The following is a 22,173-nucleotide window of genomic DNA, read 5'->3' on the forward strand; positions in this document are numbered from 1 at the left end:
GGGACCCATGTCCGCGTTCTCATCCGGCGTGCCCGTGCGCGCCATGCTGGTGCTCGGCACCCGGCCCGAAGCGATCAAGCTCGCGCCGCTGGCCCGGGCGCTGGCCGCGGGTACCGAGTTCGAACCGGTCGTCGTCACCACCGGCCAGCACCGCGAGATGCTCCACCAGATGCTGGGGCTGCTGGGCGTCGACGTCCGCTACGCCCTCGACGTCATGCGCAACCGCCAGCAGCTCTCCGATCTGACGTCCCGCCTGGTGGAGGGGCTCGGCCAACTGCTGCGCCGGGAGCGGCCCGACCTCGTCGTGGTCCAGGGCGACACCACCACCGCGCTGGCCGGCGCGCTGGCCGCGTTCTACGAGCGCGTGCCGGTGGCGCACGTGGAGGCGGGGCTGCGCACCGGGGTCCTGGACAACCCCTTCCCCGAGGAGCTCAACCGCAGCCTGATCGGGCGGATCGCGCGCTGGCACTTCGCCCCCACCGAGCGCGCCGCCCGGCATCTGCGGGAGGAGGGCGTCCCCACGGGCCAGATCTTCACCACCGGCAACACCGTCATCGACAACCTCCAGTGGGCGCTCGCCGAGGGGATCGGGACCTGCGCCTTCCGCACCGCGCGGCGGCGCATCCTGGTCACCCTGCACCGCCGGGAGAACCAGGGCCCCCGGATGCGGGCGATGGGGCGGGCGCTGGGCCGGCTCGCCGAGCGGGGCGATGTGGAGATCGTGATCCCGCTGCACAAGAGCCCGGCGGTGCGCGACGCGCTGCTGCCGCTGACCGGACGGGCCGGCATCACCCTGGTCGAGCCGCTGGACTACCCGGATTTCACCGCCACGCTCGCGGGCTGCGACCTCGTCCTGACCGACTCCGGAGGCATCCAGGAGGAGGCCCCGAGCCTGGGCAAGCCGGCCCTGGTGCTGCGGACCACCACCGAGCGGCCGGAGGCGGTGGAGGCGGGCGCGGCCCGGCTCATCGGCACCGACCCGGAGATGATCGTGGGCGCCACGGCGGCCCTCCTCGACGACCCCGAGGCGTACCGGCGGATGGCGACGGCGGGCAACCCCTACGGCGACGGCGGCGCCACCGCCCGGATCGTCGCCCAGCTCGGGGAGGACTTCGCGGCCGAGGTCCCGGGCGCCGCCGAGCCCCTTCTTCCCGTGCCCCCCGCGGGCGGCGGACCGGGGCCATACTCGACGGCATGACGACAGCCCCACGTCTGCGGCGCCCGGCCACACCGGCCGGGCGCGGTGGCCGCAGACGCCGGACGACCGCCCTGGTCCTGGCCGCCGCGCTGCTGGCGGCCGGGGCCTTCGCCCTGAGCAGGTGCGTGGCGGACAGGGGCCCGGCGGCGCGCCAGCCGTGGGCCGACGGCACGGCACACGGCCCCTGGCGGTCGGTGTTCAACGGCCACGGCATCAACACGGGAACCGACGACGCCCTGGAACTGACACCGAAGGCCGCCACCGGCCCCGGCACCACCCACGCCGGCCTGGTGGTGAGCCGCGCGGTGTACGGGGACGTGGGCTACGAGGCCCGGATGCGCACGGTCGAGCAGTTGCGCACCCCCACGCCGAACACCTGGGAGGTGGCCTGGCTGGTCTGGGCGTACACCGACCCGGCGCACTTCTACTACATCACCCTCAAGCCCAACGGCTGGGAGCTGGGCAAACGCGATCCCGCCTACCCGGGCGGCCAGCGCTTCCTGGCCACCGGCGAGCGGCCCTTCCCGGTCGGCGCCTGGTACACGGTCCAGGTCCAGCAGCGGGGCGGCCACCTGCGGGTGGCCGTGGACACGGCGGGCCTCGCCGACTTCACCGACACCGAACGCCCTTATCTCCAGGGCGCCCTGGGCGCGTACACGGAGGACGCCCGGGTGGAGTTCCGGGGGCTGCGGGCCGGGGGCGACAAGCGGTGACGCGCCGCGGCGCCCGCCCGGTCGTCCGGTCGGGGACAGTGGGGCGAGCGCCGCGCTGCGGGGGGCCGGGGGTGTCCCCCGGACCGGCGCAGCCCGTACACCGTTGTACGGAACGTTTTGGGGTGGAGGGAATCAGACCGTCAGGGCCCGGTCCGTCGGACGGATCGGGGCGGGCAGTTCGCTCCTCCCCGTAAGGTACCGGTCCACACCACGTGCTGCCGAACGGCCCTCCGCGATCGCCCACACGATCAGGGACTGTCCGCGCCCGGCGTCACCGGCCACGTACACCCCGTCGACGTTGGTCGCGAAGTCCGCGTCGCGGGCGATGTTGCCGCGCTCGTCGAGCTCCAGGCCGAACTGGGCCACCAGCCCGTTGGACTGGTCGGTGCCGGTGAAGCCCATGGCGAGGGTGACCAGCTGGGCGGGGATCTTCCGCTCGGTGCCGGGCTTCTGGGTCAGCTTGCCGTCGACGAACTCGACCTCGACGAGGTGCAGGAACTGAACGTTGCCGTCCTCGTCGCCCTCGAAGTGGGTGGTGGAGACGGAGTAGACCCGCTCGCCGCCCTCCTCGTGGGCCGAGGTGACCTTGTAGAGCATCGGGAAGGTCGGCCAGGGCTGGTGGGCCGCGCGGTCCTCCGACGGGCGGGGCATGATCTCCAGCTGGGTGACCGAGACCGCGCCCTGGCGGTGGGCGGTGCCCACGCAGTCCGCGCCCGTGTCGCCGCCGCCGATCACGACGACGTGCTTGCCCTCGGCGGTCAGCGGGGGCGCCACGAAGTCGCCCTCCTGCACCTTGTTGGCCAGCGGCAGGTACTCCATGGCGAAGTGGATGCCGTTGAGCTCGCGGCCGGGGACCGGCAGGTCGCGGGAGACCGTGGCGCCGGCCGCGATGACCACCGCGTCGTACCGGCGGCGGAGCTTGGCCGCGTCGATGTCACGGCCGATCTCGACCTCGGTGCGGAACTTGGTGCCCTCCGCGCGCATCTGCTCGATGCGGCGGTTGATGTGCACCTTCTCCATCTTGAACTCGGGGATGCCGTAGCGCAGCAGACCGCCGATGCGGTCCGCGCGCTCGTACACCGCGACCGTGTGGCCGGCCCGGGTCAGCTGCTGGGCGGCGGCGAGCCCCGCCGGGCCCGAGCCGATGACCGCGACCGTCTTGCCGGACAGACGCTCGGGGGGCTGCGGAGTGACGTCGCCGCTGTCCCACGCCTTGTCGATGATGGAGACTTCGACGTTCTTGATGGTGACGGCGGGCTGGTTGATGCCGAGGACACACGCCGACTCGCAGGGAGCGGGGCACAGCCGCCCGGTGAACTCCGGGAAGTTGTTGGTGGCGTGCAGCCGCTCGGACGCGGCCGACCAGTCCTCGCGGTAGGCGTAGTCGTTCCACTCGGGGATCAGGTTCCCCAGCGGGCAGCCGTTGTGGCAGAACGGGATGCCGCAGTCCATGCAGCGCCCGGCCTGCTTGCTGATGATCGGCAGCAGCGAGCCGGGAACGTAGACCTCGTTCCAGTCCTTGACGCGCTCGGCCACGGGGCGGGTCTTCGCGACCTCGCGACCGGTGGTGAGAAAGCCCTTGGGGTCAGCCATTGGTCGCCGCCTCCATCATCTTCTCGGTGGTCTCCTGCTCGGAGAGACCGGCGAGCTCAGCGGCTTCCTTGGCGGCGAGCACGGCCTTGTACGTGGACGGGATGATCTTGCTGAAGCGCTCCGCCGCGGCCGGCCAGTCGGCGAGCAGCTTCTCGGCGACCGTGGAGCCGGTCTCCTCCTGGTGGCGCCGCACGACGTCGTGCAGCCACTGCTTGTCGGCCTCGGTGGGGGCCTCGACCGCCGCCAGGTTGCCGGCGTTGACGTGGTGGGGGTCGAGGTCGATCACGTACGCGACGCCGCCGGACATACCGGCCGCGAAGTTGCGTCCGGTCTCGCCCAGGACCACCGCGTGGCCGCCGGTCATGTACTCGCAGCCGTGGTCGCCCACACCCTCGGAGACCACCAGGGCGCCGGAGTTGCGGACGCAGAACCGCTCGCCGGTACGGCCGCGCAGGAACAGCTCGCCGCCGGTCGCGCCGTACGCGATGGTGTTGCCCGCGATGGTGGAGTACTCGGCGAGGTGGTCGGCGCCCCGGTCCGGGCGGACGATCACCCGGCCGCCGGAGAGGCCCTTGCCGACGTAGTCGTTGGCGTCGCCCTCCAGGCGCAGGGTGATGCCCCGGGGCACGAAGGCGCCGAAGGACTGGCCCGCCGAGCCGGTGAAGGTGATGTCGATGGTGTCGTCGGGCAGACCCGCGCCGCCGAACTTCCGCGTCACCTCGTGGCCGAGCATGGTGCCGACGGTCCGGTTGATGTTGCGGATGGCGATCTGGGCGCGGACCGGGCGGGCGTCCTCGGCGGTGGCGGCGCCCAGCGCGTCGGCGGCGAGCTCGATGAGCTCGTTGTCGAGCGCCTTCTCCAGACCGTGGTCCTGGGCGGTCACCGCGTGGCGCACGGCGCCCTCGGGCAGCTCGGGCACGTGGAAGAGCGCGTCCAGGTCGAGGCCCTGGGTCTTCCAGTGCCGCACCGCGCGGCTGGTGTCCAGCAGCTCGGCGTGGCCGACGGCCTCCTCGACGGTGCGGAAGCCCAGCTCCGCGAGGAGCTCGCGGACCTCCTCGGCGATGAACTCGAAGAAGTTGACGACGAATTCGGGCTTGCCGGAGAAACGGTCGCGCAGCACCGGGTTCTGGGTCGCGATGCCGACCGGGCAGGTGTCCAGGTGGCAGACGCGCATCATGACGCAGCCGGAGACGACGAGCGGGGCGGTCGCGAAACCGAACTCCTCGGCGCCCAGCAGCGCGGCGATGACGACGTCGCGGCCGGTCTTGAGCTGGCCGTCGGTCTGCACCACGATCCGGTCGCGCAGGCCGTTGAGCAGCAGCGTCTGCTGGGTCTCGGCGAGGCCGAGCTCCCAGGGGCCGCCCGCGTGCTTCAGCGAGGTGAGCGGGGAGGCGCCCGTTCCGCCGTCGTGGCCGGAGATGAGGACGACGTCCGCGTGTGCCTTGGAGACACCGGCGGCGACCGTGCCGACACCGACCTCGGACACGAGCTTCACATGGATGCGCGCGGCCGGGTTGGCGTTCTTGAGGTCGTGGATCAGCTGCGCCAGGTCCTCGATGGAGTAGATGTCGTGGTGCGGCGGCGGCGAGATCAGACCGACACCCGGGGTGGAGTGCCGGGTCTTGGCGACCCACGGGTAGACCTTGTGGCCGGGCAGCTGGCCGCCCTCGCCGGGCTTGGCGCCCTGGGCCATCTTGATCTGGATGTCGTCCGCGTTGACCAGGTACTCGCTGGTGACGCCGAAGCGGCCGGAGGCGACCTGCTTGATGGAGGAGCGGCGCGCCGGGTCGTACAGGCGGTCCGCGTCCTCGCCTCCCTCACCGGTGTTGGACTTGCCGCCCAGCTGGTTCATGGCGATGGCGAGCGTCTCGTGCGCCTCGCGCGAGATCGAGCCGTACGACATGGCGCCGGTGGAGAAGCGCTTGACGATCTCGGAGACCGGCTCGACCTCGTCGATGGGGATCGAGGGGCGGTCGGAGGAGAAGCCGAAGAGCCCGCGGAGCGTCATCAGGCGCTCGGACTGCTCGTTCACGCGCTCGGTGTACTTCTTGAAGATGTCGTACCGGCGCCCGCGGGTGGCGTGCTGGAGGCGGAAGACCGTCTCCGGGTCGAACAGGTGCGGCTCGCCCTCGCGGCGCCACTGGTACTCGCCGCCGATCTCCAGCGCGCGGTGGGTGGCCGCGATGCCGGAGGCGGGGTAGGCCTTGGCGTGCCGGGCGGCGACCTCCTTGGCGATGACGTCGATGCCGGCGCCGCCGATCTTGCTGGCGGTGCCGCTGAAGTACGTGCCGACGAACTCCTCGGCGAGACCCACGGCCTCGAAGACCTGGGCGCCCCGGTAGGAGGCGACGGTCGAGATGCCCATCTTGGACATGACCTTCAGGACGCCCTTGCCGAGGGCGTGGATGAGGTTGCGGATGGCCTGCTCGGGCTCCAGGCCGTCGATGAAGGTGCCCGCGCGGACCAGGTCCTCGACGGACTCCATCGCCAGGTACGGGTTGACGGCGGCGGCGCCGTAGCCGATGAGCAGGGCGACGTGGTGCACCTCGCGCACGTCGCCGGCCTCGACGAGCAGCCCCACCTGGGTGCGCTGCTTGGTACGGATGAGGTGGTGGTGGACGGCCGAGGTGAGCAGCAGCGACGGGATGGGCGCGTGCTCGGCGTCGGAGTGCCGGTCGGACAGGACGATGAGGCGGGCGCCGTTCTCGATGGCGGCGTCGGCCTCGGCCCGGATGGCCTCGATGCGCTCGGCGAGGGCCGCGCCGCCGCCGGAGACGCGGTAGAGGCCGGAGAGCGTGGCGGCCTTCATCCCCGGCATGTCGCCGTCGGCGTTGATGTGTATCAGCTTCGCCAGCTCGTCGTTGTCGATCACCGGGAACGGCAGGGTGACGGAGCGGCAGGACGCGGCGGTCGGGTCGAGCAGATTGCCCTGCGGACCCAGCGAGGAGCGCAGCGAGGTGACGAGCTCCTCGCGGATGGCGTCCAGCGGCGGGTTGGTGACCTGCGCGAACAGCTGGGTGAAGTAGTCGAAGAGGAGCCGGGGGCGCTCGGAGAGGGCCGCGATCGGGGAGTCCGTGCCCATCGAGCCGAGCGGCTCGCCGCCGGTGCGGGCCATCGGCGCGAGGATGACGCGCAGCTCTTCCTCGGTGTAGCCGAAGGTCTGCTGGCGGCGGGTGACCGAGGCGTGGGTGTGCACGATGTGCTCGCGCTCGGGCAGGTCCTCCAGCTCGATCTCGCCGGCTTCCAGCCACTCGGCGTACGGGGCCTCGGCGGCCAGGGCCGCCTTGATCTCGTCGTCCTCGATGATCCGGTGCTCGGCGGTGTCGACGAGGAACATCCGGCCGGGCTGGAGGCGGCCCTTGCGGACGACCTTGGCGGGGTCGATGTCGAGGACGCCGACCTCGGAGGAGAGCACGACCAGACCGTCGTCGGTGACCCAGTAGCGGCCGGGGCGCAGCCCGTTGCGGTCCAGGACCGCGCCGACCTGGACGCCGTCGGTGAAGGTGACGCAGGCCGGGCCGTCCCAGGGCTCCATCATCGTGGCGTGGTACTGGTAGAAGGCGCGCCGGGCCGGGTCCATCGAGTCGTGGTTCTCCCACGCCTCGGGAACCATCATCAGCACCGAGTGCGGCAGCGAACGCCCGCCGAGGTGGAGGAGTTCGAGCACCTCGTCGAAGGAGGCGGAGTCGGAGGCGTCCGGCGTGCAGACCGGGAAGATCCGCGCGAGGTCCTTGCCGTCGCCGCCGAACACCTCGCTGACGAGCTGCGACTCGCGGGCCACCATCCAGTTGCGGTTGCCCTTGACCGTGTTGATCTCGCCGTTGTGGGCGACGAAGCGGTACGGGTGGGCGAGCGGCCAGGAGGGGAAGGTGTTCGTCGAGAAGCGCGAGTGGACCAGCGCGACGGCGGTGGCGAACCGGCGGTCGGAGAGGTCCGGGAAGAACGGCTCCAGCTGTCCGGTGGTGAGCATGCCCTTGTAGACGATCGTCCGGGCGGAGAGCGAGGGGAAGTACACCCCGGCCTCGCGCTCGGCGCGCTTGCGCAGCACGAAGGCCTTGCGGTCGAGGGCGATGCCGGTGCTCGTCCGGTCGGCCACGAACAGCTGCCGGAAGGCGGGCATGGTGGCGCGGGCGCCGTTGCCGAGCAGCTCGGGGGTGACGGGCACCTCGCGCCAGCCGAGGACGTCCAGGCCCTCCTCGGCGGCGATCGCCTCGATCCGCGCCACGGCGGCGGCGCTGTCCTCGAGGGGCAGGAAGGCGATACCGACGGCGTAGGCGCCGGCCTCGGGAAGCGCGAACGGGGCGGCCTCGCGCAGGAACGCGTCCGGGACCTGGAGCAGGATGCCGGCGCCGTCGCCGGAGTCCGGCTCGGAGCCGGTGGCGCCCCGGTGTTCGAGATTGCGCAGTACGGTCAGCGCCTGCTCGACCAGCTCATGGCTGGCCTCCCCGGTGAGGGTGGCCACGAACCCGACCCCGCAGGCGTCGTGTTCGTTACGGGGGTCGTACATCCCCTGCGGGGCGGGTCGACCGTCCATGGGCGACCAGGCGTCGGAACGCATCGGCTCTCCCGTCGTCGTCGTGGCATGTTGAGTGCCGAGGGACGACGTTGGCCCTCTGCGAAATTTCGTGCAGGTTACATGATGGGTTGGATCTCGGGAACCGGATAGTCCATTCCAGCATGCGGACACTCGACGGGCGCTCGCCGTGCCGTCCTGGGCAGGCTTCATTGCCTGCGGCGGCGGAGTGTGTACGGCCTATGCCCGTCCACGGAAGCCACGAAACCGTGGAGTAACGATTACTTATGTGGCGCCCTGCATACTCCCGCATCCTACGGGCCCCGGGGCGTTCCCGAGCAGGACGTAGGTCACATGGTGGCCCGCGATCCGTCCGCGCGCACGGCGAAGGCCCGCCCGGACGGGGAGACGTCCGGACGGGCCTTGCGGGTGGCGGGAGGGCGGGGCCGAAAACCGGGCGGCCGGTCAGCCGACCGCCGTGCCGAAGAGCGAGCCGAGGCCGAAGGTGAGGGCCGCCGCCGCGCCGCCGAGGGCGAGCTGACGCACCCCGCTGAACCACCACGAGCGGGCGGTGACCTTGGCGACCACGGCGCCGCAGGCGAAGAGGCCGACCAGCGCGAGCAGCACGGCGGGCCACAGGGCACTCGCCCCGAGCAGATACGGCAGTACGGGCAGGATCGCGCCCAGCGCGAACGAGCCGAAGGACGAGACGGCGGCGACGAGCGGCGAGGGCAGGTCGTCCGGGTCGATGCCGAGCTCCTCGCGGGCGTGGATCTCCAGCGCCTGCTCGGGATCGCGGGAGAGCTGCATGGCGACCTCGCGGGCGAGCGCGGGCTCGACGCCGCGCGACACGTACAGCTCGGCCAGCTCCTCCATCTCGTCCACGGGGTGCTTGCGCAACTGCTGGCGCTCCACGTCGAGTTCGGCCTCGACGAGCTCGCGCTGCGAGGCGACCGAGGTGTACTCGCCGGCCGCCATGGAGAACGCCCCGGCCGCCAGCCCCGCGAGGCCGGTGACGATGATGGTGTGCTGCGAGACGGCGCCGCCCGCGACACCGGTCATCAGCGCCAGGTTGGAGACGAGCCCGTCCATCGCGCCGAAGACGGCCGGACGCAGCCAGCCGCCGTTCACGTCCCGGTGGGTGTGGTTGTCCCGGTGCGCCTCGTGCAGCGTGGCGTGGGTGTCGATGACGGACACAGCTCTCCCCTTGCGTTGCGGCGGCGGACCGTGCGTCCGCTCCCCTCGTCGCCTCTTCGGTGTCGAAAGTACGCGCGATGTAAGTCCCGCGCTAGCAAGGCAGGCCGTACTTACCCAGGTCAGAGCCCTGTTCCGCTCATCCGTGGCCGCACATGCACACATGTGGCCATTGGTGTGACGGGTGGACTTCCGGGTCGTTCCGCGTGGCAGAGATCAAGCCAAGGATCAGGCGACGCGAAAGGCCCTGCCATGGAGTTGATCGCCAGCGGCCCGGGAACTGCCGAGGCCATCCGCGAGCGAGCCAGGGGCGCGCTGCTGGGCCTCGCGGTCGGGGACGCGCTCGGGGCCCCCGCCGAGAACCTCAAACCCTCGGAGATCCGGCGCCGCTGGGGCCGGATCGAGGGGTTCGTCCGCGAGGACCCGGCGGGCACGGACGACACGGAGTACGCGATCTTCTCCGGGCTGCTGCTCGCCCGGCACGGATCGGCGCTCACCGTCACCCATGTCGAACACGCCTGGCACCACTGGATCGCCGACCGCGACGAAGGCCCGTTCCGCGGCGCGGGCTTCAGCGAGCGGGGCACCCTGGAGAACCTGCGCCGGGGCCTGGCCGCCCCCATCTCCGCCCAGCACCGGCACGCCTGGAGCGACGGACTCGCCATACGGGCGGCCCCCTTCGGCGTCTTCGCCGCGGGCGCGCCGAGGGAGGCCGCGCGGCTGGTGGCGATCGACGGCTGCGTCAGCCACGAGGGCGAGGGGATCTACGGCGGCCAGGCGGTCGCGGCGGGTGTCGCGGCGGCGATGGCGGGGGCGGGCCTCACCTCCGTCATCGCCGCGGCCCTGTCGGTGATCCCGATGGACTCCTGGACCGCGCGCTCGCTGCGCCGCGCGGTGGCCGTGGCCCACCAGGGCGAACGCGCGGTCCGCTCGGCGGTGGTGATCGGCGGCTACCCCTGGACGGACCTGGCCCCCGAGGCGGTCGCCCTCGCCTTCGGCGCCTTCGCCACGGCCCGGGGCGACTTCACGGCCTCGGTGCTCACCGCCGTGAACATGGGCCGCGACGCGGACACCACGGCGGCGGTGGCGGGCGCCCTGGCCGGCGCGTACGGCGGCGCCGCCTCGATCCCCACCGCCTGGTCCAGCCGGATCGGCCCGGTCCGCGGCAGCTGCCTCCCGGAGATGCGCGGCCACCACGTCCTGGACATCGCGGACCTGCTGACACCGGACCCGGAGGAGGAGAGCGCGTGATGGAGATCTACCGGGACGAGGAGGGCTCCGGCGGGGGCGGGGCGACGACGGCCGGAGCGGGCGGGCCGGTGCGGGAGGCCGGGGGCGGGGCGGCGGCGGGCGGACGCGGCGGGCCGGTGGCCGAGGCCGGGCTCGCGGCTCCCGCCCGCACCCGTATCCAGGGTCTGCTCCTCGGGCTCGCCGCCGGGGACGCCGCGGGGTGGCCCGCCGCGCGGCACCGCGCCGCCCGTATGCCCGAGTGGACCCGGCGGCTCACCCGCGAACTCGACACCTTCGCCGAACAGAACGCCACCACCACCCTCCCCGTCCCCATCGCCCTCAACCAGCCCCCCGAACCCCTGCGGCTGGGGCCCTCGGACGACGCCGAGTGGGCCGCGTTCGCCGCCGAGAGCGTCCTGACCGCCGCCGAGCCGCTGCTCGCCCACCTGGCCCCGGCCCGCCGCGTCCGCGCCGCGGTGGACCGCGCCTGGAACCTGCTCGCCGCCGAGGTCGCCGCCGCCGCCGAGCGCGCCCCCGAGGTCGAGTCCGCGGTGCTCCCGCTGCGTGCCCGCATCTCCGTACGGGCGGGCCTGGGCAACCTCGCCACCGGTCTGCGCCCGCCCGCCACCGGCCACGACAACCCGCACTACTTCGACGACGCCGCCTGCGTACGCGCAGCCGTCCTCGCCGTGGTCCACCCCGGCGCCCCCCGGGAGGCCGCCGAACTGGCCGAGTTCGACGCCCGCTACACCCAGGACGGCGACGGCGTGCACGGCGCCCGCGCCGTCGCGGCGGCCGTCGCCGCGGCCCTCGGCGGCGCCACCACCGAGGAAGCCGTCGACGCCGCCCTCGACCAGCTCCCGCCCGACACCGAGATCGGCCGCAACGCCCGCCACGCCGTCAAGCTCGCGCACGACTTCGCCGAGGACACCGCGGGCGCGTTCGCCCTGGTCCCGCTCCTGGAGCACCAGATCGTGGACCACGTCTACAGCTACGGGATCGCCGCCGCCGAGACCGTTCCGGTCGCCCTCGCCCTGACCCTCGCCTCGCGCGGCACCGTGGCCGCGGCGGTCCCGGCCGCCGCCTGTCTGTCCCGGGTCGCGGACTCGGCGCCCGCCCTCGCCGGGGCCCTCACCGGCGCGCTCGGCGGCGGCGCCGCGATCCCCGCGCCCTGGCTGGACGCCTGCCGCACCCTGTCCGGCTGCGCCCTCCCGCGCCTGGCCGGCACCGACCTCGTGGAGCTCGCCGGGCTCCTCGCCGACACGCTGTGCCACCACCCGGGCGGCTGAGCTTTTCACCAAAACGCCGCGAACCACCCCGAACTGACCACCCAGGGTGGACAATTCCGGCATGACGCTCACGACGTCGTACACGACGCTCACTCTCGCGGACCGCATCACCGGCGCCCTGGTCGGCGCGGCCGTCGGGGACGCCCTCGGCGGCCCCGTCGAAGGCCGCGCCCCCGAGCAGATCGTGGAGCGGCACGGAGGCCGCGTCCACGGCATCGTCGGCCCCTGGCACGGCGACGACTGGCGCACGGCGCGGCCGATCGCCCCGTACCACAAGGGCGACGGACACATCACCGACGACACCTTGATGACGCACGCGCTGATCCGGGTGTACGAGAAGGTCCGCGACCACCTCGACGCGTACGCCATCGCGGACCACCTGGTCCCCGACCTCGTGTCCCGCCCGGTCTGGATCCCGGAGCTGGAGACGGAGACCATCCCGCTGCACCGGATCTTCCTCGCCGAGAAGTGGCTGGTGGCGCGGCTGCACTACGGGCACGTCGACCCCCGCGAGGCGGGCAGCGGCAATATCGTCAACTGCGGTGCGGCGATGTACATGGCCCCGGTCGGCCTGGTCAACGCGGCCAACCCGGCGGGGGCGTACACGGAGGCCCTGGAGGTGGCGGCCCCGCACCAGTCCTCGTACGGGAGGGAGGCGGCGGGCGTCTTCGCCGCGGCGGTGGCGGCGGCGTGCGCGCCGGGCGCGACCGCGGCGACGGTCGTCGAGACCTGCCTGGCCCTGGCGAAGGACGGGACCCGCGCGGCGATCGAGGCGGTGGCCGAAGCGGCGGCCGGCCACACGGACTTCGAGTCCGCGCTCACCCCCCTGCGGACGGCCGTCGCCCCCTTCGACACGGTCGGCCCCGACTACCGCGCCCCCTCCCTGGGCGCCCGCCGCCCGTCCCGTCTGCACGCCATCGAGGAGCTCCCGATCGCCCTGGGCATGCTGCTGGTGGCCGACGGCGACTTCCGTACGGCGGTCCTGGGCGCCGTGAACTACGGCCGCGACTGCGACTCCATCGCGACGATGGCGGGCGCGCTGGCGGGCGCGCTGCGGGGCGAGGGCCCCGTCCCGGCCGTCTGGGCCGAACAGATCGCCGAAGCCAGCCGGCTGGATCTGCACGCGCCCGCGCGGGCCCTGACGGAGGTGGCCGTCGAGGTGTACGAGAAGGACCGCGTCCGCCGGGCCGCCCACCAGACGGCCTTCGAGGCGCTGATCCGGTGACCGCGCTGCGCGTGACCTGGGTCCAGCCGGAGGACCTGCTGCCCCATGAACTCCGCCAGGCCACCCAGGACGGCCGCGACGCGAGCGGGATCGCGAGACGCTGGGAGGCGGCGGGCGGCAGCGCGACCCCCGTCCACGGGGGCGCCTCGCCGGTACCCGCGGCCCCGCCGCTCAGAGCCCTGGCGCTCCGCCTGCTGGACGAACTGGCGCTGCTGCCCAGTCCGTTGGCGCGGGCCGAACCGACGGAACTCGCGGCCATCACGCGGGTGTGCGGGGGCACGGTCCCGCCCCTGGCGCGGCACGCGCAGCCCCCGCCCGGGGGAACGCCCGCTTCCCGCTCCCGTCCCGGGAGCCCACGCGGCGGAGCCGCACATGTCCCGGCGGGGAGGAGCGGGGCCGGAGTGGCCGACGCCCTCCACGCCGCCTGGCTCGGCCGGGCCGCCGGCTGCCTCCTGGGCAAGCCAGTCGAAAAGCTCCCCCTCTCCGGCATCAGAGCCCTCGCCCGCGCCACCGGGAACTGGCCCCTCCACACCTGGTTCACCGCCCACGGCCTCCCCGCCGCCCTCGCCGCCGCCCACCCCTGGAACCGCCGCTCCGCCCCCACCTCCCTCGCCGAGAACATCGACGGCATGCCCGAGGACGACGACCTCAACTACCCCCTCCTCGGCCTGCTCCTCCTCCAGCGCCACGGCCGCGCCTTCACCACCTCCGACGTGGCCCGGCTGTGGCTCGACGAACTCCCGGCGGGCCGGACGTTCACCGCCGAGCGCGTCGCGTACCGCAACCTCCTCGACGGCGTCGAACCCCCGCGGACCGCCACCCACCGCAACCCGTTCCGCGAGTGGATCGGCGCGGCCATCCGCGCCGACGTCCACGGCTGGACCAACCCGGGCGACCCCGTCGCCGCCGCCGGACAGGCGCACCGCGACGCCGTCCTCACCCACACCGCCAACGGTGTGTACAGCGCGATGTTCACGGCCGCGGCGATCTCCCTGGCCGCCACCGGCGCGTACGACGTGCACGGCTGCCTCGCGGGCGGACTCACCGTGGTCCCCCCGGCCTCCCGCCTCGCCGCGGCGGTCCGGCTCGGCATCCGGCTCGCCCACGAGGAGGAGGACTTCGAGGCGGTCGTCGACCGTCTGCACACCGCGCTCGGCGGGTACCACTGGGTGCACTCCGTCCCCAACGCCGCCCTGCTCGCCGCCGCCCTCACCCACGCCGACGGCGACTTCTCCGGCTCCATCTGCCGTGCGGTGTCCGGCGGCTGGGACACCGACTCCAACGGCGCCACCGCCGGATCGCTCGCGGGACTCCTGGCCGGGCACCCGGACGCCCTGCCCGCCCGCTGGACCGCCCCGCTCAAAAACCGCCTCGCCACCAGCGTCGCCGGCTTCGACGGCATCGGATTCGACACCCTCGCGGAACTGACCGCGAACCTCATCGCACACCCCATCCCTCAGGAGGTACGGAACGCATGACGCGTATCGCGGTGCTCGGCAGCACCAACATGGACCTGGTCGCCTATGTGGCGACCGCCCCGCGCCGCGGCGAGACGGTCACCGGTCAGGAGTTCCGTACGATCCCGGGCGGCAAGGGCGCCAACCAGGCCGTCGCCGCGGCCCGCGCGGGCGGCGACGTGGCACTGATCGGGGCCGTCGGCACGGACGAGTTCGGCACCCGGCTGCGGGCCGCGCTGGACGGCTCGGGCGTCGACACCGACCTCGTCCGCACCACCGAGGGCCCCTCCGGCACCGCCCACATCGTGGTCGACGCGGCCGGCGGCAACGCGATCGTCGTCATCCCCGGCGCCAACGCCTCCGTCACCCACCTCGGCCCCGGCGACGAGGCGCTGATCGCGGGCGCCGAGTCGCTGCTGCTCCAGCTGGAGCTGCCGATGGACACGGTGGTCGAGGGCGCGGCGGCGGCCCGGCGCCACGGGGTACGGACGGTCCTCACCCCCTCGCCCGTCCAGCCGCTGCCGCCCGAACTCCTCGCCGCCACCGACCTGCTGGTGGCCAACGAGCACGAGGCCACCTCGCTGACCGGCGTCGACGACCCGAAGGCCGCCGCCCGGGCGCTGCTCGACCTGGTCCCCGAGACGGTGGTGACGCTCGGCTCGCGGGGCTGCCTGTACGCGGCCCGCGGCCAGGACCCGGTCGCGGTCCCGGCCCCCGAGGTCACCGCGGTCGACACGACGGGCGCGGGTGACACGTTCGTGGGCGCGCTCGCCGTCGCCCTGGGCGAGGGCCGGGCGATGCCGCAGGCGCTGGCGTGGGCGTCGCAGGCCGCCGCGCTCTCGGTCCAGCGGCCCGGCGCGGTCGCCGCCATGCCCTACCGCGCGGAGATCGACGCGGCGGCGTCCGCGGCCGGGGGCGCGGGCCGGTGACGACTCCCCCGGGCGGGGCGCACCCGCCGCCCCCTCCGCCCCTTCAGCGGCTGCGGGTCCTTGACCTCGCCACCCTCTTCGCCGGGCCGCTCGCGGCGACGATGCTGGGCGACTTCGGGGCCGAGGTCATCAAGGTCGAGCACCCTCTCCGTCCCGACCCCTCGCGCGGCCACGGCCCCGCCAAGGACGGTGTGGGGCTCTGGTGGAAGCTGCTCGGCCGCAACAAACGGACGATCACCCTCGACCTGTCCGCGCCGGGGGGCCGCGAGACCCTGCTCCGGCTCGCCGCCTCCACCGATGTGATCATCGAGAACTTCCGCCCGGGCACCCTGGAGCGCTGGGGCCTCGGCTGGCCCGAACTGTCCGCCGCCAACGAGCGGTTGGTGCTCGCCCGGGTCACCGGCTTCGGCCAGTACGGCCCGTACGCCCACCGACCCGGCTTCGGCACGCTCGCCGAGGCCATGAGCGGCTTCGCCGCCGTCACCGGGGAACCGGACGGCCCGCCGACGCTGCCGCCGTTCGGCCTCGCGGACTCGATCGCCGCGCTGGCCACCGCGTACGCCGTGCTGACCGCCCTCACCGCGCGCGCCGCCACCGGGCGCGGGCAGGTGATCGACATGGCGATCATCGAGCCGATCCTGACCGTGCTGGGCCCGCAGCCCATCTGGTACGACCAGCTCGGCTACGTCCAGCCGCGCACCGGCAACCGCTCCCGCAACAATGCCCCGCGCAACACCTACCGGGCGGCCGACGGGAGCTGGCTCGCCGTCTCCACCTCCGCCCAGTCGGTGGCCGAGCGGGTGATACGGCTGGTGGGGCGGCCGGAGCTGATCGAGGAGTCCTGGTTCGCGAGCGGGTCGGGGCGGGCCGAGCACGCGGACGTCCTGGACGAGGCGGTGGGCCACTGGATCGGGCGGCGCACCCGGGAGGAGGCGATGACGGCGTTCGAGAAGGCGGAGGCGGCGATCGCGCCGGTCTACGACATCCGCGAGGTGATGGAGGACCCCCAGTACCGGGCGCTGGACACGCTCACCACGGTCGACGACCCGGAGCTGGGTCCGGTCCGGATGCAGAACGTCCTCTTCCGGCTCTCCGAGACGCCCGGCGCGATCCGCTGGGCGGGCCGCCCGCACGGCGCGGACACGGAGGAGGTCCTGACCGAACTCGGTCTGTCGGGCCCGGAGATCAGCGCGCTGCGCCGGGCGGGCGCGCTGTGACCACGATCCCGCTGACCTGGCTGTACGCCCCCGGCGACCGTCCGCAGGTGGTCGAGAAGGCGCTGTCGGCGGGTGCGGACGTGGTGATCGTGGACCTGGAGGACGCGGTGGGGCCCGACCGCAAGGCGTACGCCCGGGCGGCGACGGCGGAGCTGCTCTCGCGTCCGCTCCGCACGCCGGTCCACGTCAGGGTGGCCACGGAGGAGGACGTACGGGCGGTGGCCGGGCTGCCGGGCCTGTCGGGCCTGCGCCTGCCCAAGGTCACCCACGCCCTCCAAGTCGAGCGGGTCGCGGCCCTGGCCCCCGGCGTCGGCCTCTACCCGCTGGTGGAGAGCGCCCTGGGGGTGGAGCACGCGTACACGATCGCCGCCGCGCACCCGGCGGTGCGGGGCCTCGCCCTGGGGGAGGCGGACCTCTGCGCGGATCTGGGCGTACGCGACGAGTCGGGCCTGGAGTGGGCGCGCAGCCGGGTGGTGGTGGCCGCGCGGGCGGCGGGCCTGGACCCACCCGCGCAGTCCGTCTACCGGCACATCAGCGATCTGGACGGGCTGGCCGCGTCCTGCGCCCGGGGGCGGGCGCTGGGTTTTCTGGGGCGCGCGGCGATCCATCCGGCGCAGTTGCCGGTGATCGAGCGGGCCTATCTGCCGCCGCCGGCCGAGGTGACGGCGGCGCAGGAGATCGTCACGGCGTCGCCGACCGATACGGGGGCGCTGGCGCTGGCGGACGGGCGGTTCGTGGATGCGGCGGTGCTGGAGGCGGCGCGGCGGACGCTGTCGCTGGCGAACCGGTCTGTTCCCCCACCCCGCCCGTTCCCTTAACCCTCCGGGGGGAGGCCCTCCGGGGGGCGGGGGGGGTGGAGGCGGTTTCCCCGGGGCTGGGCCCCGGGCCCCTGTCTTTCGTCTGCGGACCGTGCTGGGTTGCTCGCGCAGTTCCCCGCGCCCCTAACTACCTAGGGGCGCGGGGAACTGCGCGACCAGCCACCCACCGGCCCGCAGGCGGGAAGTGTGGATCAGCCCTTGCTCGGGGTTCCGTTGTCGGACGGTACCGGCTTCTCACCGTCGTCGACGGGCACGGTCGTCCCGTCGGCCGGCCCGGCCACGGTCCCCTCCGCGGGCGCGTCGGCCGACGCGTCGGCCGGGGCCTCAACGGCACCGGCCGCCGCGCCAGGCTCCACCACGGTCTCCCGCCCCGGCCGCACCCGCGAAGAGATCACGATGTACGTCACGGCGAGCACGAACACCGTGATCGCGGTCCAGTCGTTGAGCCGCAGACCCAGCACGTGGTGCGCCTCGTCCACCCGCATGTACTCGATCCAGCCGCGCCCCACGCAGTACGCCGCCACGTACAGCGCGAACGCCCGCCCGTGGCCCAGCTTAAAGCGGCGGTCCGCCCAGATGACGAGGAAGCCGACGCCGAGGCACCACAGCGACTCGTACAGGAAGGTCGGGTGGTACGTGCCCTCGACCCGGTTCGTGCCCTCGGAGATCTTCAACGCCCACGGCAGGTCGGTGGGCTTGCCGTACAGCTCCTGGTTGAACCAGTTGCCCCAACGGCCCACCGCCTGGGCGAAGGCGATGCCGGGGGCCAGCGCGTCGGCCCAGGCCGGCAGCGGGATGCCCCGACGGCGGCAGCCGATCCACGCGCCCACCGCGCCGAACGCGATCGCGCCCCAGATGCCGAGCCCGCCCTGCCAGATCTTGAAGGCGTCGACCCAGTCCTCACCGTCGCTGAAGTACAGCTGGTAGTCGGTGATGACGTGGTAGAGCCGGCCGCCGACGAGGCCGAAGGGGACCGCCCAGACGGCGATGTCGGCCACCGTGCCGGCTTGGCCGCCCCGGGCGACCCAGCGCTTGTTGCCGTACCAGACGGCGACGAAGACACCGATGATGATGCAGAAGGCATAGCCGCGCAGCGGGATGGGTCCGAGATGGATCACGCCGGTCGACGGGCTGGGAATGAAGGCGAGGTTCATGGCAGGGTCGACGCTACCCTGCCGGGCGGGTGGTCGGACCACCCACCCGGCAACTTATGAGTAACGAGCGGTGTGCCGGGGCCCCGGAGGGGCTTCAGGGCTCCTAGGGCTCCAGCGGAGCCGGGACCGCCGGGGCCCCCGGATGCGACGGGACCGGGGCCGGGGCCTTCTTCGGGGCGGTCGGCGCCGCCCCCGGCACATGCGCGGACCCGTGCGGGGCCTTCGGCTTCGGCGTCCCGGACCCGGCGGGCGCGCCCGCGGCCGGGGAGCTCGGGGCCGCGGTCGCCACCGACGGCGAGGCCGTGCCCGGCTGCTTGCCCTTGTTCGCCTCGGCCACCCACTTCTTCAGGTTCGCCGGGCTGATCTGCTCGCTGCCCTTCTGCGGGAAGACCGACTCCCCGTTCAGCTGGACCGTCGGCGTCCCGCTGAAGCCGCCGTTCTGGAACGCGTCGTTGGACTTGGTGACCCAGCTGTTGTGCTTTCCCTCCTGCACACAGGAGCGGAAGGCGGCCGTGTCCAGGCCGGGGACCTTCCGGGCCAGCTCGATCAGCTTGTCGTTCTTCCCGTACGCGTCGTTCGTCTCCTGGGGCTGGTTGGTGTAGAGCACGTCGTGGTACGCCGAGAACTTCCCGGCGTCCTGGGCGCAACCCGCCGCGTTCGCAGCGCGCAGCGAGCCGCTGCCGCCGAGGTTGCGGTCGATCAGGGTGGCGAGGTGGTACTGGACGCGGAGCGCGCCGCTGTCCTCCAGCTCGTGGACCGTGGATCGGAAGCCGTTCTCGAACGCGGCGCAGGCCGGGCAGCGGAAGTCCTCCCAGACCGTGAGCGTGGACGGCGCGTCGGCGGCGCCCACCGGGATGGCGAGTCTGTCCTTGCCCTCCGCTCCGGCGGGCGCGAGCAGCGGGCCCGCCGTGCTCTTCTTGCCGCCGCTCTTGGTGTTGGCGGCGATCACGCCGATCACCGCGGCGAGCCCGAGGACGCACACCACCGCCGCGGCGACGATCATCGTGCGTCTGCGGCGGTCCTGGGTCCGCTGCCGCTCGCGCTCCTGGGCCAGCCGCTCGCGGGCCGTCCTCTTGCCTTCTTGGTTCTTCTCGCTCACACCCGCAGCAACGAACCGGGGAGGCACCCACGTGCCTCCCCGGTCCCAGATCCACCCGTACGAGCTAACGCGTTCCGGGTCCGTCCGAACCGGAAGGGGTTACGCAGCGTTGCGGCGTACGGCTTACACCCTTACGGCGTAAGGCGTACGCCCTCGGCGAGTTCACCCGCGAGGGCGCGCACGGCGGCGAGCCCGGCGGCGTGGTCCGGGGCGTCGAGCAGCCGCTGCACGAACGCCGAGCCGACGATCACGCCGTCGGCGAAGGCGGCGACCTCCCGGGCCTGGTCCGCGTCGGAGACGCCGAGGCCGACGCAGACGGGCAGCCCACGACGGGCACCGGCGGTGGCCCGGGTGCGCCGCACCAGGTCCTCGGCCTGGGCGCCGACCGACGCGCGCGTGCCGGTGACGCCCATCAGGGACGCCGCGTACACGAAGCCGGAGCCGGCCTCCGTGATCCGCGCGAGCCGCTCGTCCTTGCTGCTGGGCGCGACCACGAAGACCGTGCCGAGACCGTGCTTGTCGGCGTGCTCGCGCCACAGCGCGGACTCCTGGACCGGCAGGTCGGGCAGGATGCAGCCGGCGCCGCCCGCCTCGGCGAGCTCGGCGGTGAAGCGCTCCACGCCGTACCGGTCGATGGGGTTCCAGTAGGTCATCACCAGCACCGGCTTGCCGGTGGCGGCGTGCGCCTCGCGGACCGTGCGCAGCACGTCGGCGATCCTCACCCCGCCCTTGAGGGCGATGTCGTCGGCGGTCTGGATGACCGGCCCGTCCAGGACCGGGTCGCTGTGCGGCAGACCGACCTCGACGACGTCCGCGCCGCCCTCGAAGACGGCCTTGACGGCGTCGATGCCGCCGTCGACGGTCGGGAACCCGGCCGGCAGGTAGGCGATGAGCGCGGCGCGGTCCTCGGCCTTCGCCTTGGCGAGGGTGTCGCTCAGCAGTCGCACGTTCCCGCTCACTTCGCGTCCCCCTCGATCTCGGCGAGCCCGGCCGCGTCGGCGGGCACCTCGCTGTCGGTGCCGTACAGGCCGAAGTAGCGCGCGGCCGTGTCCATGTCCTTGTCGCCGCGCCCGGAGAGGTTGACCAGGAGCAGCCCGTCCTTGCCGAGCTCCCGGCCGATCTCCAGGGCGCCCGCGAGGGCGTGCGCCGACTCGATGGCCGGGATGATGCCCTCGGTGCGCGAGAGCAGCCGCAGCGCCTGCATGGCCGCGTCGTCGGTCACCGCGCGGTACTCGCCGCGGCCGATGTCCTTGAGGTAGGAGTGCTCGGGCCCGATGCCCGGGTAGTCCAGACCGGCCGAGATCGAGTACGGCTCGGTGATCTGGCCCTCGTCGTCCTGAAGGACGTAGCTGCGGGAGCCGTGCAGGATGCCCGGCTCGCCCGCGGTCAGGGTCGCCGCGTGCTCGCCGGTCTCGATGCCGTGCCCGGCGGGCTCGCAGCCGATCAGGCGGACGTCCGCGTCCGGGATGAAGGCGTGGAAGAGCCCGATGGCGTTGGAGCCGCCGCCGACGCAGGCGACCGCCGCGTCCGGGAGGCGTCCGGCGCGCTCCAGGAGCTGGCGGCGGGCCTCGACGCCGATGACCCGGTGGAAGTCGCGGACCATGGCCGGGAACGGGTGCGGGCCCGCGACCGTGCCGAAGAGGTAGTGGGTGCGGTCCACGTTGGCGACCCAGTCGCGGAACGCCTCGTTGATGGCGTCCTTCAGGGTGCGGCTGCCGGACTTCACGGGGACGACCTCGGCGCCGAGCATGCGCATCCGGGCGACGTTCAGCGCCTGGCGCTGGGTGTCGACCTCGCCCATGTAGATGGTGCACTCCAGGCCGAAGAGGGCGCAGGCGGTCGCGGTGGCGACGCCGTGCTGGCCCGCGCCGGTCTCGGCGATGACGCGGGTCTTGCCCATGCGCTTGGTGAGCAGCGCCTGGCCGAGAACGTTGTTGATCTTGTGCGAGCCGGTGTGGTTCAGGTCCTCGCGCTTGAGGAAGACCCGGGCGCCGCCGGCGTGCTCGGCGAACCGGGGCACCTCGGTGAGGGCGCTCGGGCGGCCCGTGTAGTTGACCATGAGGTCGTTGAGCTCGGCGGCGAAGGCGGGGTCGGCCTTGGCCTTCTCGTACTCGACGGCGACCTCGTCGACCGCGGCGACGAGGGCCTCGGGGATGAACTTGCCGCCGAACGCCCCGAAGTAGCCCTCCGGGCTGGGGACTTGGCCCTCGGGGTCGGGGATGAAGAACTGGTGCTCTTGGGACATGGGGATACCTCCCCGGGGCGCCGTGGCCCCGGTCCTGGGGTTACGTGTGGTCGCGTACGCCGAGCGCCGTGGTGGGTGCGCGTGGACTGCGTCCGGCCGTGGTCGTCGGCTGGTCGCGCAGTTTCCCGCGCCCCTTTGCGGGGCACTCAGCTCAGCGGCGACGCCATCGCATCCCGTTGACCTGGCCCGGCTCCGAACCGATCACATAGCGCACGCGCCGCCCGTGCACCCGGCGTGCCGGGGCGCGGCAGCCGCGGGGGCGGCAGCCGGGGGCGAGGCGGGCGGCGATCGGCATGGTC

16 protein-coding genes and 1 pseudogene are annotated in these 22,173 nt (G+C 73.6%); 9 read left to right on the forward strand and 8 right to left on the reverse strand.

Annotation, left to right across the window (positions count from 1 at the left end):
• Nucleotides 1-7: 7 nt before the first annotated feature.
• Nucleotides 8-1,198, forward strand: coding sequence for a non-hydrolyzing UDP-N-acetylglucosamine 2-epimerase (gene wecB, locus ACZ5ID_RS14415; protein WP_468897286.1), 1,191 nt, complete (start codon nt 8-10; stop codon nt 1,196-1,198).
• Nucleotides 1,195-1,911 (forward strand): LamG domain-containing protein, encoded by a 717-nt coding sequence (locus ACZ5ID_RS14420; protein ID WP_468897287.1) that lies wholly within the window; start codon nt 1,195-1,197, stop codon nt 1,909-1,911. Before wecB ends, ACZ5ID_RS14420 begins: the two co-directional genes overlap by 4 nt.
• Nucleotides 1,912-2,043: 132 nt before the next feature.
• Here the strand turns inward: ACZ5ID_RS14420 and ACZ5ID_RS14425 are convergent, their stop codons facing one another.
• The 3 genes from ACZ5ID_RS14425 to ACZ5ID_RS14435 all read right to left on the reverse strand — a co-directional run bounded on the left by ACZ5ID_RS14425 (nt 2,044) and on the right by ACZ5ID_RS14435 (nt 9,214).
• The gene (locus ACZ5ID_RS14425) at nt 2,044-3,504 is read right to left on the reverse strand and encodes a glutamate synthase subunit beta (protein ID WP_468897288.1); all 1,461 of its coding nucleotides are present in this window, start codon (nt 3,502-3,504) and stop codon (nt 2,044-2,046) included.
• Nucleotides 3,497-8,062 carry a glutamate synthase large subunit gene (gene gltB, locus ACZ5ID_RS14430; RefSeq protein ID WP_468897290.1) on the reverse strand — a complete coding sequence of 1,522 codons (4,566 nt, stop codon included), beginning with the start codon at nt 8,060-8,062 and terminating at the stop codon, nt 3,497-3,499. Before gltB ends, ACZ5ID_RS14425 begins: the two co-directional genes overlap by 8 nt.
• Nucleotides 8,063-8,482: 420 nt before the next feature.
• A complete protein-coding gene (locus ACZ5ID_RS14435; RefSeq protein ID WP_468897292.1) occupies nt 8,483-9,214 on the reverse strand; it encodes a VIT1/CCC1 transporter family protein in 732 nt (243 codons plus the stop codon).
• Between the two features lie 249 nt (nt 9,215-9,463).
• Between ACZ5ID_RS14435 and ACZ5ID_RS14440 the strand changes: the two genes are divergently transcribed.
• From ACZ5ID_RS14440 to ACZ5ID_RS14470, 7 genes and pseudogenes are all read left to right on the forward strand, one after another.
• Nucleotides 9,464-10,462 (forward strand): ADP-ribosylglycohydrolase family protein, encoded by a 999-nt coding sequence (locus tag ACZ5ID_RS14440; protein WP_468897293.1) that lies wholly within the window; start codon nt 9,464-9,466, stop codon nt 10,460-10,462.
• Nucleotides 10,462-11,727: pseudogene (locus ACZ5ID_RS14445) on the forward strand (ADP-ribosylglycohydrolase family protein); the annotation flags it as partial. The gene ACZ5ID_RS14440 and the pseudogene ACZ5ID_RS14445, both read left to right, overlap by 1 nt.
• Nucleotides 11,728-11,791: 64 nt before the next feature.
• Nucleotides 11,792-12,955, forward strand: a complete 1,164-nt coding sequence (locus ACZ5ID_RS14450; protein ID WP_468897295.1) for an ADP-ribosylglycohydrolase family protein — start codon at nt 11,792-11,794, stop codon at nt 12,953-12,955.
• A complete protein-coding gene (locus tag ACZ5ID_RS14455) occupies nt 12,952-14,433 on the forward strand; it encodes an ADP-ribosylglycohydrolase family protein (RefSeq protein ID WP_468897297.1) in 1,482 nt (493 codons plus the stop codon). Before ACZ5ID_RS14450 ends, ACZ5ID_RS14455 begins: the two co-directional genes overlap by 4 nt.
• Nucleotides 14,430-15,341, forward strand: a complete 912-nt coding sequence (gene rbsK / locus ACZ5ID_RS14460; protein WP_468897299.1) for a ribokinase — start codon at nt 14,430-14,432, stop codon at nt 15,339-15,341. The genes ACZ5ID_RS14455 and rbsK overlap by 4 nt, the downstream gene beginning before the upstream one ends.
• The gene (locus ACZ5ID_RS14465) at nt 15,338-16,558 is read left to right on the forward strand and encodes a CaiB/BaiF CoA transferase family protein (protein ID WP_468897301.1); all 1,221 of its coding nucleotides are present in this window, start codon (nt 15,338-15,340) and stop codon (nt 16,556-16,558) included. The genes rbsK and ACZ5ID_RS14465 overlap by 4 nt, the downstream gene beginning before the upstream one ends.
• The gene (locus ACZ5ID_RS14470) at nt 16,555-17,376 is read left to right on the forward strand and encodes an HpcH/HpaI aldolase/citrate lyase family protein (protein WP_468897303.1); all 822 of its coding nucleotides are present in this window, start codon (nt 16,555-16,557) and stop codon (nt 17,374-17,376) included. The genes ACZ5ID_RS14465 and ACZ5ID_RS14470 overlap by 4 nt, the downstream gene beginning before the upstream one ends.
• Nucleotides 17,377-17,567: 191 nt before the next feature.
• Here the strand turns inward: ACZ5ID_RS14470 and lgt are convergent, their stop codons facing one another.
• The 5 genes from lgt to trpM all read right to left on the reverse strand — a co-directional run bounded on the left by lgt (nt 17,568) and on the right by trpM (nt 22,169).
• Complete coding sequence (lgt, locus tag ACZ5ID_RS14475) at nt 17,568-18,530, reverse strand: prolipoprotein diacylglyceryl transferase (RefSeq protein ID WP_468897305.1); 963 nt, start codon at nt 18,528-18,530, stop codon at nt 17,568-17,570.
• Between the two features lie 103 nt (nt 18,531-18,633).
• A complete protein-coding gene (locus ACZ5ID_RS14480) occupies nt 18,634-19,629 on the reverse strand; it encodes a DsbA family protein (protein ID WP_468897307.1) in 996 nt (331 codons plus the stop codon).
• Between the two features lie 131 nt (nt 19,630-19,760).
• Nucleotides 19,761-20,588 (reverse strand): tryptophan synthase subunit alpha, encoded by an 828-nt coding sequence (trpA, locus tag ACZ5ID_RS14485; RefSeq protein ID WP_468897309.1) that lies wholly within the window; start codon nt 20,586-20,588, stop codon nt 19,761-19,763.
• The gene (gene trpB / locus ACZ5ID_RS14490) at nt 20,585-21,874 is read right to left on the reverse strand and encodes a tryptophan synthase subunit beta (RefSeq protein WP_468897310.1); all 1,290 of its coding nucleotides are present in this window, start codon (nt 21,872-21,874) and stop codon (nt 20,585-20,587) included. The genes trpA and trpB overlap by 4 nt, the downstream gene beginning before the upstream one ends.
• 151 nt (nt 21,875-22,025) lie before the next feature.
• A complete protein-coding gene (gene trpM / locus ACZ5ID_RS14495) occupies nt 22,026-22,169 on the reverse strand; it encodes a tryptophan biosynthesis modulator TrpM (RefSeq protein ID WP_467874069.1) in 144 nt (47 codons plus the stop codon).
• Nucleotides 22,170-22,173 lie beyond the last annotated feature (4 nt).

The sequence above is a fragment of the Streptomyces sp. NPDC031670 genome (assembly GCF_055580545.1).